Genomic DNA, 11965 nt, shown 5'->3' with positions numbered 1-11965 from the left:
ACGGCCTTGGGGATATTGTTATTCGGTTGCTGGCTGTTGGTTGGCAAATTGCGGTTTTTGCCAGTGCTGGCCGCGTTCGCCGTGTTCAGCATGATCCGCTTGATGGGATTGGACGGCGCGGCGCTCTGGGCGGAACTGGTTGTAATTCATGTTTTTAGAATAAGTACCGTCCTGATAAACGATAGGTGTGCCGGTAGCATATTTTTGGCGTACGGCGGTACGGCCGGATTCGTTGGTGTAGGTTTCCCAAGAGCAACCGGCCAAAACGGCGGCGGCGGTCAGAATTAAAGCGAGTTTACGCATGATGTTGTCCTTGTTTTAAATGTCGGCAATACCGCGTATTGTACTTGTTTTTGCAAAACTTCACGGCAGTTTTGTGCAAACTTCAAGCAAACCCTGCATATCTTTCGCTATGCCGTCGGCAAATGGCAGCGGATGGGCCTTTTCGCCATACCAAACGGTCTTCATGCCCAAGGCTTTGGCTTGGTGCAGATTGTCGGCGCTGTCGTCCACCATAATGCACTGTTCGGGTTTGACGCCCAACAGGCGGCAGACGTTGAGATAGGCCTGCGGATTAGGTTTGTAGAGCAGGCCGAAGTCGTCCGTGCCGAACAAGCCGTCAAAATGCGCTTCCAAGCCCAACGCCTCAACCAATGCGCGGACATAAAACGAAGGCCCGTTGGAAAATACGGCTTTTCGCCCTTTCAGACGGCCTAAAACATCATCAGTTCCATCCATACCCTCCACCTTTACCAAAATTTGCTTAAGTGGATGACTTTCAAGCAAAAATTCATCGATATCGACTTCGGGATGGTGGATTTGCAAACCGGCAAGCGTCGCGCCGTATCGGTGCCAATAATCTTGGCGCAGATGAGAGGCGGCTTCTTCGGAAAGCTTCAGACGGCCTGCCATGTATTCGGTCATGGCGCGGTTGATGATGTAGAAAATGCCGGCTTCGGCATTGTGCAAAGTATTGTCGAGGTCAAACAGCCAAACTGGGGAATGATTCATATCGTGCCTTGATATGCAGATTTTGTTATGATATTTCGTATTTTACCCGCACAAAGGAAAGAGAATGAAACTGAAATTGTCCGCAGTGGCTCTATTACTGGCTTCGGCAAACCTGTACGCCCAAACCGAAGTGCGTTTGGCCGTGCACAAATCCTTCAGCCTGCCCCAAACCGTCATCGCTCAATTTGAAAAAGCCAACGATGCCAAAGTGTCCGTCATCAAGGCAGGCAGCGGCAACGAAATGCTCAACAAGCTGATTTTGAGCAAGGCCAACCCGATTGCCGATGCAGTTTACGGTTTGGACAACGCCAACATCGGCAAAGCCAAAGCCGCCGGCATCCTCGCTGCCAGCCAACCCAAATCCGCGCCCGTAACCGCGTCCCTGCCCGATGCGCTGGCTGTCGATTACGCCTATGTCACCATCAACTACGACAAAAAATGGTTTGAACAGAAAAAACTGCCCCTGCCGCAAACCTTGCAAGACCTGACCAAACCGGAATATAAAAACCTTCTGGTGACTCCGTCTCCCGCCACATCCTCGCCCGGCTTCTCCTTCCTCTTGGCCAACATCGGCGGTATGGGTGAAGAAGGCGCGTTCAAATGGTGGGCGCAAATGCGCCAAAACGGCGTGAAAGTCGCCAAAGGCTGGAGCGAAGCCTACTACACCGACTTTACCCAAAACGGCGGCGCCTATCCCCTCGTGGTCAGCTATGCCACCAGCCCGGCGGCCGAAGTCCACTACTCCAAAGGCAAATACAGCACCCCGCCCACCGGTAACCTCTTCCTCAAAGGCGGCACATTCCGCCAAGTTGAAGGCGCGGCCGTTTTAAAAGGCGCAAAACAACCCGAGCTGGCGGCCAAACTGGTGAGCTGGCTGCAAAGCGGCGAAGTGCAAAAAGCCCTGCCTGCCGAAATGTGGGTCTATCCGGCAGTCAAAAACACGCCGCTGCCCAAAGTATTCGAGTTTGCCCAAACCCCGAAACACAGCGATTCCCCCAACCGCGCCGACATCAACACCAAACAAAAACAATGGGTGAGCCGTTGGAGCAAAACCGTTTTACGTTAAGCTGAAAAAGATTTAAGAAAGATTAAAGGCCGTCTGAAAAAACAAATCATTAGTTTTTCAGACGGCCTTGTTTTACAATGACCTTTTAAACAACTTCACACGCATACACAATTATGAATTTCGATCTTCAATCCCTCTCCCCCTTCTCCGGTTGGGAACAACTCGCCCAAACCGGCATGTCTTTCGGCATGAACCTGCTGGCCGCCTTAGCCATCTTCTTTATCGGCCGCTGGGTCACCACGCGCGTGGTGACACTGATGAAAGCCGCGCTGACACGTGCCAAAGTCGATAAAACGCTGGTCAGCTTCCTCGGCAACGTCGCCAACATCGGCCTGCTGATCCTCATCATCATCGCCGCACTGGGTAAACTCGGCATTCCGACCACTTCCGTGACCGCCTTGATCGGTGGCGCAGGCTTGGCCGTGGCTTTGTCTTTGAAAGACCAACTGTCCAACTTCGCCGCCGGCGTGCTGATTATCCTGTTCCGCCCGTTTAAAGTCGGTGACTTTATCCGCGTCAACGGTTTTGAAGGTATCGTCCGAGAAATCAAAATGGTGCAGACCTCTTTGAGCACGCCGGACAACGAAGAAGTCGTCCTACCCAACAGCGTGGTCATGACCAACAGCATCACCAACCGCTCCTCCCTGCCCCTGTGCCGCGCCCAAGTCGTTGTCGGCGTCGATTACGCCTGCGACTTGAAAGCCGCCAAAGCCGCCGTATTGAGAGCGGCAACCGAGCATCCATTGTGTGTTCAAACCGAAGAACGACCTGCCGTCGTATACATTACCAACCTTGGCGACAGCGCCATCGAAATCACCCTTTGGGCGTGGACGCAAGAAGAAAATCTCGGCCCATTCCGATTCGCCCTGAACGAGCAGATCGTCGAAAATCTGCGCGAAGCCAACATCAACATCCCATTCCCGCAACGCGATGTCCACCTCATTCAGCCGAAAGACTGATTTCAGCTTTCAGGCCGTCTGAAACCCGGCGGGCCAAACGCCCGCCCTATTCCACCATTTCCATAAGGAGCCGCCATGTCCCATCTGCAAACCATCGCCGAACACCTGACCAGCCGCCGTCAAACCGTTACCTGCGCCGAGTCCTGCACCGGTGGCCTGCTTGCAGGTGCGCTGACTTCCCTCTCCGGCAGCTCGCAATGGTTTCATCAAAGCTTCGTCACATACAGCAACCAAGCCAAACAAGAGCGTCTTGGTGTCATGCCCGACACCTTGCTGAAACACGGCGCGGTCAGCCGCGAGACCGTCTATGAAATGGCACGCGGCGTAAAAGCCGTAGCGCAGGCAGATTATGCTTTGAGTATTTCCGGCATCGCCGGCCCTAGCGGAGGCAGCGCGGCCAAACCGGTCGGCACAGTCTGGTTCGGCCTGGCCACGCCCGAAGGTTCGTTTGAGCAAACCGCGCTATTCACAGGTGACCGCGAAGCAGTAAGGGCGCAAGCCGTCGAATACGCATTGGCTTTCTTGGCGGAACATTTGGTTTAATAGAAAAAACACAGGCCGTCTGAAATCTGGAAATCAGGTTTCAGACGGCCTTTTTATCTATTCAAACCATCGGCGGATTTATACGCCCAAAAGCTCTTTGCCGAGGAAGCTGCCTTTTTCGACACCCGGCAGGACGAAGAAATAGCCGCCGCCAAACGGGCTGATGTATTCCTCCAGCGGCTCGCCGTTGAGCAGGTTTTGCACGAAGATGAAGCCGTCGGCAAGGTTGGCCTGATAGCAGATGAACACCAAGCCGACATCAAGTTGGCCGTTGGCGGCTAGGCCGCGCGAGTAGTTGAAGGCGCGGCGGGAGAGCAGGTGTTTTTTCATGAACTCAGGATCGCGCGGATTGGCAAGGCGCATATGGCTGTCTTTGGGCGTGATTTTGCCGTCGGCGTCTTTGGCGAAATCGGCGGTGTCGCCTTCTTTTTTACCGTCCATGGGCGCACCGCTGTATTTGCGCCGGCCGAAAATATCGGTTTGTTCCTGCATCGGGGTGCGGTCCCAAAATTCGACAAAGTGGCGGATGAGGCGGACGGCCTGATAGCTGCCGTTTTTCGCCCATGCCGGTTCGTCCAAGCTGTTGGCGGCAACGCCTGTCCACAGGACTTGATCGGCGACTTTGGGATCTTCGACTTTTGGATTACCGGAGCCGTCGCGGAAACCTAAAAGATTGCGCGCGGCAATGGCGCCGGGTTCGGCTTTAGGGAGCCAACCGTCTATGCTCCAACGGATCACGGCAAACTGGGCGGTGTTTTTGATGATGTCGCGCAGGGCGGCTTGGCAGGTTTCGGGGGAGAATGCGCAAATTTGCAGGCTGAGGTCGCCGTCGCACCAAGATTTTTGGAGTTTGTCGTTAGGAAAGTCGCGCATTTCCTGCAGGTGTTTCGGCTTTTTGTCTTTGAGGCCGAAGCGGTCGTCAAATAGGCTGCTGCCGACGCCGACGGTAACCGTCAGTCCGTCGGGGCGGAATTGTTTGCCGAGGATGCCGCTGCCCGCAGGCGGGAGCTTGTCGTCGCCGTCTTGGTATTCGCCGCCTTGGGTGAGGAATTCGATGCGGGCGGTCAGGGCGCGGAACAGGTTTTCAAGTTGTTTGGCGTCTTTGGCGGTAACGTCAAAGGCACACATGATGCCGAAGAGCTGGTGTGGCGTAACGATGCCTGCCTGATGCTCGCCATAACACGGATAGGCCAGCTCGGAATGTTGGTTGTTTTGGGTCTCGGCGGCGGATTCGCCTTGTTTTTTACCGGCAAAATAACCGGCAACGCCGATGGCGCCGGCGGCAAGGGCAGTTTTGAAAAGGGTTCGTTTTTCGGGTTGTGCCGGTTGTTTGTTTTGGCTCATGGTCTGCTCCTTGGCAGGGAACGGAAAGATTGCAATCGTGTGAAGTAAGGTCGGTTTTCAGACATATTTGTGTGGGCGGCAATAAGATTCAGACGGCCTTTCAATATCCAAAGGCCGTCTGAAAACGCGTTATCTTATTTCAAACCCAAAATGCCGCGCAGTTTGGCCAAGTCTTCTGCCAAGGCATTAATCGGCGCCTGCAGGGCTTTGCGGTCTTCTTCGCTCAGTTTGTCGTATAGCTCGAAGCCGTCTTGTTTTTTGTATTTCGCCAAAATGTCTTCAACCTGTTTGAAGTTGGCATCAGTTTTTTCCAACAGCGCTTTGTCTTTGGCTTCGATCAGCGGACGGAACAAATCAACGATTTTTTTGGAGCCTTCCACATTGGCTTGGAAGTCGCTCAAGTCGGTATGGCTGTAACGGTCTTCTTCGCCGCTGATTTTGCTGCCGGCCACTTCTTCAATCAGTTCGGACGCGCCGCCGACCACCTTACCCGGAGGAAACGCCAATGCGTCGATTTCTTTTTGCAGTGCTTCGACATCGGTCATCAGTTTGGCTGCAATTTCCTTCACGCCGGATACGTCTTTTTCTACCCAAAGGGCGTGTTCGATACGGTGGAAGCCGGTAAATCCGGCATCTTTCGCACCGTCTTTGAAGTCGTCTTCACGCGCATCGATGACGGGGTCGAGTTCGCTGAAAAGCTCGGCAATCGGTTCGATACGTTCGTAATGGACGCGGGTGGCGGCAAACAGGGATTTGGCCTTTTCAATGTCGCCGGCTTTAACGGCTTCGGTAAAGGTTTTGGTTTTCGCCACCAGCTCTTTAACCTCGCCTTGAACGTAAGCTTTATAGTCGGCGAGCGGTTGGGACAGTTTTTCCAAATCCGCTTCGTTGGCAGTGTCTTTGAAGCCGCTGTCGGTAACAATCAGCTTACCGCGCGGATTTGTCAACAGGCCGCAAGTCATTTCGTATTCGCCCGGCAGTAGGGTAACGGTCATTTTGTCGGATAAACCCGGGGCGATGTTTTCACGCTCGTCCACCACCATCACGCCTTTCAGGATTTCCCATTCCAGCTTGCGGCCGCTGTCGTTTTTAATGTTGAACACGACTTGGCCGCTGGGGACGGTCAATTCCATCGGTTCGCAGGCAGTATCGTTCACACCGATATTGACCGAACCGTCGGCATTGGCGGCAGCGGATGCGCCTGAAGCGGCAGGCGCGGCTTTTTCGGCTTCAGGCGGCTGACACGCGGTCAAACCCAGAGCCAGCATTACAGACAAAGCAGTCAGATTGAATTTTTTCATTTTACTTCCTTCTTATTTAGTTAACGTTTTTGCTGGCGCACTGCCGCGCAAAAACCAAATCATGACGGGAACCAGATACAGCAGCCAAATCAGGACTTCGCCTTCGGTTGGGTGGTCGGTATAGCCGAAGAAACCGCCGAGCAGCACGCCTAAAGGGCTGTCTTCATGCAAATATTTCGATGTGTCGAAAGCAATATCCTGCATCACATTCCATACGCCGGCCTCATGCAGCGCGCGAAACGAACCGGCCAGCAGACCGGCCGCCACCACAATCAGAAACGCGCCCGTCCAACGGAAAAACTTCGCCAAGTTCAGGCGCATACCGCCCTGATAAATCAGCGTACCGATGACAACTGCCACCAACAGCCCCAACACCGCGCCTATCGGCATAGACCACGTCGGGCTTTGCTGGAACACGGCAAGCAGGAAAAACACGCTCTCTAAACCTTCGCGCGCCACAGCCAAAAACGCCATGCCGACTAAGGCCCACCCCTGGCCGCTGCCGCGGTTCAAGGCCGACTGAACAGAATCCTGAAGATGTTGTTTCATCGAACGCGCGGCCTTTTTCATCCACAAAATCATGTACGTCAGCATAGCCACGGCCACCAGGCCGATGGCGCCGACCACCAATTCCTGTTCTTTTTGCGGAATCTCGCCGGTAGCGGAATGAATGCCGTAACCAATACCCAAACACATGACCGAAGCCAAAAACACGCCCAGCCAAACCTTCGGCATCAGCTCGCTGTGTCCCGACTGTTTCAAAAAACTGGCAACAATGCCGACGATCAGGGCGGCTTCGATGCCCTCGCGCAGCATAATCAATAAAGCAATCAGCATAAAAAACTCTAAAGTGAAATGTTCATTTGTTAACGCATTTATAACGCTTTATGCTTAATAACGCAAATTATTTTTATTTTTTAATAACCCCATATTTATTAAGATTTTTTAAAATAAAATAACGGACGTAATCAATAAAAACTAAAAGGCCGTCTGAATAAGGCCGTCTGAATTTTATTTTTTCAGACGGCCTTAATTTATCTAAGCAATTGTAAATAAATAATAAAAAAGTTCCATAGTATAAATTTCCCTATCAGTGATATTTTCAGAATTTATCAAATTTAAAAGGTTGATTTACAACAAAAATTAAAACCGCCTTATCTTTTATAGTTGGCATATTGCTGGTGCAATCAGCAATCCATGACATAACAAACGCATAACAAAGGAACCCTCCTATGCCACGTTTAAAACTCCACCAAATCGCTTTGGCTTTGGTCGTTTCTGCCGCGCTGACCGCCTGCGGCGAGAAAACGGCTCAAACAACCGAAACCCCTCAAGCAGCTTCTGCCGCGAGCGGTGCCGATGCTGCCGCAAGCACCGCCGCTGTTTCGGCCCCTCAAAATTCTGCCGATGTTTCTGCCGAAGACAAAGCCCTGTTGGAACGCGCGCAAGCTACGTTCAAACCTTTGCCTGACTTAGCCGAAATGCAAAAAGTTCGTCCGTTTACCGAAGAACAGGTCAAACTCGGCCAACAACTTTGGTACGAAAACCGCCTGTCCAAAGGCAACACCGTCAGCTGTAACTCTTGCCACAACTTGGCAACTGCCGGCGTAGACAACATGCCGACCAGCGCGGGCCACAAAAGCCAATTCGGCGGCCGTAACTCCCCAACTGCTCTGAATGCCGCCTTGTTGGGCAGCCAATTCTGGGACGGCCGTGCAGCCGATGTGGAAGAACAAGCCGGCGGCCCATTGCTCAACCCGGTTGAAATGGCCAACGCTACCGAAGCCGATGCCGCCGCCAAAATCGCCGGTATCCCTGAATACCAAGAAAAATTCAAAGCCGCATTCCCTGAAGACGGCGCGGTTTCCTTAAAAAACATCACCACCGCATTGGGCGCGTTTGAACGTACCCTGCTGACCCCGACCCGTTGGGACGACTACCTGAAAGGCAACGTATCTGCCCTGAGCGAACAAGAACGCAAAGGCGTACGCGCATTTATGGACAACGGCTGTATCGCTTGTCACAACGGCGTCAACTTGGGCGGTACCATGTTCCAAAAATTCGGCTTGGTGGACGGTCCTTACTGGAAACACATCGACGATCCTAAACACGACAAAGGCCGTGCGGACGTAACCAAAAAAGCCGAAGACGAATTCTTCTTCCGCGTTCCCGGCTTGAGAAACGTCGAACGCACCTACCCATACTTCCACAACGGCAGCGTTTGGGAACTGGATAAAGCCGTCAACATCATGGCGAAAGCTCAATTGGGTAAAACCCTGGCTCCGGAAGACACTGAAAACATCGTTGCCTTCTTGAAAGCCCTCTCCGGCAATGTTCCAGAGTCTGCCCGAACCATGCCTGAGCTGCCTGTATCCACCGATGTCAAATCCCAACCTGACAACAAATAAGGTTTAGCACAAAACAAAGGCCGTCTGAAAATCCGTTTCAGACGGCCTCTTTGTTGCCGGCCATATGGGCGCATTTGTTTCACGATTCCACACAATATGGTAATCTTGAGCCGATTTTCACCATACATCCGAAAGGAACATCATGAGCCTGATTATTGAAGACTTGCAAGAAGGCCACGGCAAAGAAGCCGTCAAAGGCAAAGAAATCACCGTACATTACACCGGCTGGTTGGAAGACGGTACCAAATTCGACTCCAGCCTCGACCGCCGTCAACCGCTGACCATCACTCTGGGCGTCGGCCAAGTGATTAAAGGTTGGGACGAAGGCTTCGGCGGCATGAAAGAAGGCGGCAAACGCAAGCTGACCATTCCTTCCGAAATGGGCTACGGCGCACACGGTGCTGGCGGCGTGATTCCTCCACACGCAACTTTGATTTTTGAAGTCGAGCTGCTGAAAGTGTACGAATAAGCATTTGACGCTTCAAAAGACCGAGGCCGTCTGAAATCCGAAGTTTGGTTTTTCAGACGGCCTGTTTTTATCAAGATTCGGTATAATGCCCTCTTTTACAAGCAAACCATTTCCCAAGGAACCACCATGCTTTTATCCGAACAAGTCAAAACCCTGATTGAAGGCGTTACCCCTTGCGAACACGTCGAAGTCGAAGGCGACGGCCATCACTTCTTCGCCGTAATCGTTTCCTCCTCATTTGAAGGCAAAGCCCGCCTCGCCCGCCACCGCCTGATTAAAGACGGCCTCAAGCCGCAACTCGAAAGCAACGAATTGCACGCACTGTCGATTTCCGTTGCCGCCACTCCGGCCGAATGGGCTGCCAAACAGGCTTAATTCGGAATCAAACAAAAGGCCGTCTGAAAACTTTTCAGACGGCCTTTTTCTTTTCATACATATTAAACAGCGCAGGCAATCAATACAAACGCCAAACCGCATTCGACAACACGCAATCGCGGTGTCAACCCTACCGGCACAACCGCCAAACTAGCCCTGCCGTTTCGGGAAAAACTGCACCACATTCTCCCCTTGCGGCAACACCAATTTCTTCACGGCATGGCCGTACACGGTTTCAAGCGTGATGTTCAGACGGCCTTCGTTTTCAAAAATCTTATCCACACATTCCTTGGCCGCTTGCGGATTGCTGAACTTTAACGCATTCCACAATCCCAAGGTTTCCATGTCCTGCCAAAACGTTCCGGCTTTTTTATAGCTCAACTCAAGCTTGGCCGTGTCGGTTACCGGATCGTAAAAGCCGTTGTCGGCGAGCATATCGCCCAAGTCGTGCATATCAATCAGCGTGGGCGCTTCGCATTCGATGCCTTCATGGTTCAGACGGCCTGTCAGCTCGCTCAGGCTGTCGCGGCCAAAGTGTGTGAAAAACAATAATCCGTCGGTTTTCAAAGCGACGGCCCAGTTTTTCAATACCGGCAAAATATCGTCGGCGCGGCTGAGGCTGAGATTGGCCCACAACATATCGGCGGATGCTTCGGGCAACGGCGCGGTCAGGGCTTGGTAATGCTGCGGAATGGTTTTGCCGGTCAGCTTCTGCCAGAAACCGCCTTTGCGCGCGGCAGCGGCGGTTTTCAAAAAGTCGGCATTCGGATCGTATTCTTCAAACACGGCGTCGGGATAACGCGCGGCCAGCAGGCTGCGGCTGATGTCGGCATCGGCACCAATCAGCATGATGCGTTTGGGTGCATTGCGGACCAGCTGCAGGCGCTCGTCGGTGTCTTGGGCGAGATGGCGGTGAATCTGCCAGCGTTTGTCTTGTTCGGTCATGGTGGGTCGTGTCAGCGGGCTTTGCCCGACAATGTTTTTATGGTTTAAGGCTGTTTCAGACGGCCTTTTCGACAAAATTGCGGTAGGTTTCGGCAAATTCGTCGGCATGGCTTAAAAAGGGCGCGTGTGCGGCTTTGTCGATAAGGACCAGCTCGCTGTTGCTCAAATGGCGGTGTAAATATTCGCCCATGCGCGGCGGTGTGATGGCGTCTTTCTGTCCAAACACCAGCAATGACGGCGTTTGAATAAGCGGCAACAGCGGACGCGCGTCGGCATGATTGACGGCTTCAAGCGCGGCCTGTAAGGCGGAAGGCGTGCCGCAGCGCGCCAAATCGGGCAATATGCGGTTTAAGATTTCGCCCGAATGCGGCGTGTGCAACAGTTGCAGTTGTAGAAACTGTTTAATATGTTTGGCATAATCCTGCTGGAATGCGCCGACCATCTTGCCCAAGGCAGGTTGCGCCAAGCCTTCGGGATAATCCGTGTCGGCAGTCAATCGGGCAAAACTTGCCGTCAGGCAGAGCGATTGGATTTTGTCGGGATAAAGCGCGGTCAAATACAGGGCAACCAGTCCGCCCAGCGACCAGCCGAGAATGTGTGCCGGCGTGTCGATTTGTCCGGCGAAGGCTTCGGCAACGGCGGCAATATCAAACGGTTCGGCAAAAGGCGCATCGCCGTGTCCGGGCAAATCAAGCGCGTGGACGTCCCAATTGGCAGGCAGGCGCGGTATCAAATCGTCGAATACATGGCGGTTCGCCGCCCAACCGTGTATCAGATAAACTTTTTTGGCGGAGTGTGGCATGAATGTTCTTTCTTGGTGGCGCAATTTGAAACGGCTCAATGCGCGACGTTGCGTATTATGCCACGATTCCGTTTCAGACGGCCTTTGCCGAGGCTGCGCAAACGATTTGACGGAATATTTTATCGACGCGGCACAAAGCTGTCCTTTGTGTTTCCGCTATGTCGCGGGCGGGGCGGTGTGCGGCAGTTGTCAGAAAAAGCCGCCCGCATTTGATAGAATGTGGGCCTCGCTGTATTACGAACCGCCCGTCAGCAGCATGATACGCGAGCTGAAACACTTGGCGGATTTGGGCATGAGCCGTCCGTTGGCGGATTTGATGTGCCAAAACGCACCGGACTGGCTGGCGGCGGAACACTTCGATTTCGTCCTGCCCATGCCTTTGAGCAAAGAGCGGCGGCTCAAGCGCGGATTCAACCAAAGCGAGGTGTTGACGGATATTTTGGCAAAACGCTACGGCTGGACGCTGCTGCCGCGCCACGCGGTTTTCAGACGGCACGGCGAGCCGCAAAGTACGCTGAAAAGCGACGAACGTCGGCGAAATATCAAGAATGCATTTAAAATCAAAACTGAATTGCCGAAGGCGTGTAATATTCTGTTAATTGATGATGTCTTTACCACCGGTTCGACTTTAAACGAATTGGCGAAAACACTGAAAAAATCAGGCGCAGGTAAGATTTTTTGCTGGAGCTTGGCGCGGCCGCCAATGAAAAAATAGCTTAAAGTTTTTGACACCCATGGAACA

At 52.9% G+C, this 11965-nt stretch carries 14 protein-coding genes; 7 read left to right on the top strand and 7 right to left on the bottom strand.

Going from position 1 to position 11965, the window contains the following annotated elements; translation table 11 throughout:
- Positions 1-18 precede the first annotated feature (18 nt).
- Positions 19-303, bottom strand: a complete 285-nt coding sequence (locus HMPREF3139_RS08265; RefSeq protein WP_049335838.1) for a membrane lipoprotein lipid attachment site-containing protein — start codon at positions 301-303, stop codon at positions 19-21.
- 60 nt (positions 304-363) lie between these two features.
- Positions 364-1011 carry a pyrimidine 5'-nucleotidase gene (locus HMPREF3139_RS08260; RefSeq protein ID WP_070461552.1) on the bottom strand — a complete coding sequence of 216 codons (648 nt, stop codon included), beginning with the start codon at positions 1009-1011 and terminating at the stop codon, positions 364-366.
- Positions 1012-1075: 64 nt separating this feature from the next.
- Between HMPREF3139_RS08260 and HMPREF3139_RS08255 the strand changes: the two genes are divergently transcribed.
- From HMPREF3139_RS08255 to HMPREF3139_RS08245, 3 genes are all read left to right on the top strand, one after another.
- The gene (locus HMPREF3139_RS08255; protein WP_070461551.1) at positions 1076-2077 is read left to right on the top strand and encodes a thiamine ABC transporter substrate-binding protein; all 1002 of its coding nucleotides are present in this window, start codon (positions 1076-1078) and stop codon (positions 2075-2077) included.
- A 113-nt stretch (positions 2078-2190) separates the two neighbouring features.
- Positions 2191-3036 carry a mechanosensitive ion channel family protein gene (locus tag HMPREF3139_RS08250; protein WP_070461550.1) on the top strand — a complete coding sequence of 282 codons (846 nt, stop codon included), beginning with the start codon at positions 2191-2193 and terminating at the stop codon, positions 3034-3036.
- A 75-nt stretch (positions 3037-3111) separates the two neighbouring features.
- Positions 3112-3579 (top strand): CinA family protein, encoded by a 468-nt coding sequence (locus HMPREF3139_RS08245; RefSeq protein ID WP_070461549.1) that lies wholly within the window; start codon positions 3112-3114, stop codon positions 3577-3579.
- Between the two features lie 78 nt (positions 3580-3657).
- Here the strand turns inward: HMPREF3139_RS08245 and efeB are convergent, their stop codons facing one another.
- The 3 genes from efeB to efeU form a co-directional block, all read right to left on the bottom strand.
- Positions 3658-4923: an iron uptake transporter deferrochelatase/peroxidase subunit gene (efeB, locus tag HMPREF3139_RS08240; RefSeq protein ID WP_070461548.1), complete on the bottom strand. Its 1266-nt coding sequence runs from the start codon at positions 4921-4923 to the stop codon at positions 3658-3660.
- A 134-nt stretch (positions 4924-5057) separates the two neighbouring features.
- Positions 5058-6224, bottom strand: a complete 1167-nt coding sequence (gene efeO / locus HMPREF3139_RS08235; RefSeq protein ID WP_049333129.1) for an iron uptake system protein EfeO — start codon at positions 6222-6224, stop codon at positions 5058-5060.
- A gap of 12 nt (positions 6225-6236) precedes the next feature.
- Positions 6237-7061, bottom strand: coding sequence for an iron uptake transporter permease EfeU (gene efeU, locus HMPREF3139_RS08230; RefSeq protein ID WP_036492490.1), 825 nt, complete (start codon positions 7059-7061; stop codon positions 6237-6239).
- A 395-nt stretch (positions 7062-7456) separates the two neighbouring features.
- On the opposite strand from efeU, the gene HMPREF3139_RS08225 reads away from it, so the two are divergent.
- The 3 genes from HMPREF3139_RS08225 to HMPREF3139_RS08215 all read left to right on the top strand — a co-directional run bounded on the left by HMPREF3139_RS08225 (position 7457) and on the right by HMPREF3139_RS08215 (position 9476).
- Positions 7457-8632, top strand: coding sequence for a cytochrome-c peroxidase (locus HMPREF3139_RS08225; protein WP_070461547.1), 1176 nt, complete (start codon positions 7457-7459; stop codon positions 8630-8632).
- Between the two features lie 139 nt (positions 8633-8771).
- Entirely contained in the window at positions 8772-9101 is a 330-nt protein-coding gene (locus HMPREF3139_RS08220) for an FKBP-type peptidyl-prolyl cis-trans isomerase (protein WP_094192864.1), read from the top strand.
- 126 nt (positions 9102-9227) lie between these two features.
- The gene (locus HMPREF3139_RS08215; protein WP_070461546.1) at positions 9228-9476 is read left to right on the top strand and encodes a BolA family protein; all 249 of its coding nucleotides are present in this window, start codon (positions 9228-9230) and stop codon (positions 9474-9476) included.
- Between the two features lie 150 nt (positions 9477-9626).
- Here the strand turns inward: HMPREF3139_RS08215 and HMPREF3139_RS08210 are convergent, their stop codons facing one another.
- Both HMPREF3139_RS08210 and bioH read right to left on the bottom strand, forming a co-directional pair.
- Entirely contained in the window at positions 9627-10421 is a 795-nt protein-coding gene (locus HMPREF3139_RS08210) for a class I SAM-dependent methyltransferase (protein WP_070461545.1), read from the bottom strand.
- Positions 10422-10476: 55 nt separating this feature from the next.
- Positions 10477-11223: a pimeloyl-ACP methyl ester esterase BioH gene (gene bioH, locus HMPREF3139_RS08205; protein ID WP_070461544.1), complete on the bottom strand. Its 747-nt coding sequence runs from the start codon at positions 11221-11223 to the stop codon at positions 10477-10479.
- Here bioH and HMPREF3139_RS08200 point away from each other — a divergent pair.
- Positions 11222-11938, top strand: coding sequence for a ComF family protein (locus HMPREF3139_RS08200; RefSeq protein ID WP_070461543.1), 717 nt, complete (start codon positions 11222-11224; stop codon positions 11936-11938). The genes bioH and HMPREF3139_RS08200 overlap by 2 nt on opposite strands.
- The last annotated feature ends 27 nt before the right edge of the window (positions 11939-11965 follow it).

Source organism: Neisseria sp. HMSC15G01 (assembly GCF_001808255.1).
Classification (GTDB): Bacteria; Pseudomonadota; Gammaproteobacteria; order Burkholderiales; family Neisseriaceae; genus Neisseria; species Neisseria subflava_A.
The sequence above is the reverse complement of the archived record's forward strand: the minus strand, read 5'-3'. Positions and strand labels throughout refer to the sequence as shown.

Coding starts and splice junctions, on each gene's coding strand:
- HMPREF3139_RS08265 (WP_049335838.1), bottom strand. CDS start 303: ATGCGTAAACTCGCTTTAATTCTGACCGCCGCCGCCGTTTTGGCCGGT.
- HMPREF3139_RS08260 (WP_070461552.1), bottom strand. CDS start 1,011: ATGAATCATTCCCCAGTTTGGCTGTTTGACCTCGACAATACTTTGCAC.
- HMPREF3139_RS08255 (WP_070461551.1), top strand. CDS start 1,076: ATGAAACTGAAATTGTCCGCAGTGGCTCTATTACTGGCTTCGGCAAAC.
- HMPREF3139_RS08250 (WP_070461550.1), top strand. CDS start 2,191: ATGAATTTCGATCTTCAATCCCTCTCCCCCTTCTCCGGTTGGGAACAA.
- HMPREF3139_RS08245 (WP_070461549.1), top strand. CDS start 3,112: ATGTCCCATCTGCAAACCATCGCCGAACACCTGACCAGCCGCCGTCAA.
- efeB (WP_070461548.1), bottom strand. CDS start 4,923: ATGAGCCAAAACAAACAACCGGCACAACCCGAAAAACGAACCCTTTTC.
- efeO (WP_049333129.1), bottom strand. CDS start 6,224: ATGAAAAAATTCAATCTGACTGCTTTGTCTGTAATGCTGGCTCTGGGT.
- efeU (WP_036492490.1), bottom strand. CDS start 7,061: ATGCTGATTGCTTTATTGATTATGCTGCGCGAGGGCATCGAAGCCGCC.
- HMPREF3139_RS08225 (WP_070461547.1), top strand. CDS start 7,457: ATGCCACGTTTAAAACTCCACCAAATCGCTTTGGCTTTGGTCGTTTCT.
- HMPREF3139_RS08215 (WP_070461546.1), top strand. CDS start 9,228: ATGCTTTTATCCGAACAAGTCAAAACCCTGATTGAAGGCGTTACCCCT.
- HMPREF3139_RS08210 (WP_070461545.1), bottom strand. CDS start 10,421: ATGACCGAACAAGACAAACGCTGGCAGATTCACCGCCATCTCGCCCAA.
- HMPREF3139_RS08200 (WP_070461543.1), top strand. CDS start 11,222: ATGAATGTTCTTTCTTGGTGGCGCAATTTGAAACGGCTCAATGCGCGA.
- bioH (WP_070461544.1), bottom strand. CDS start 11,223: ATGCCACACTCCGCCAAAAAAGTTTATCTGATACACGGTTGGGCGGCG.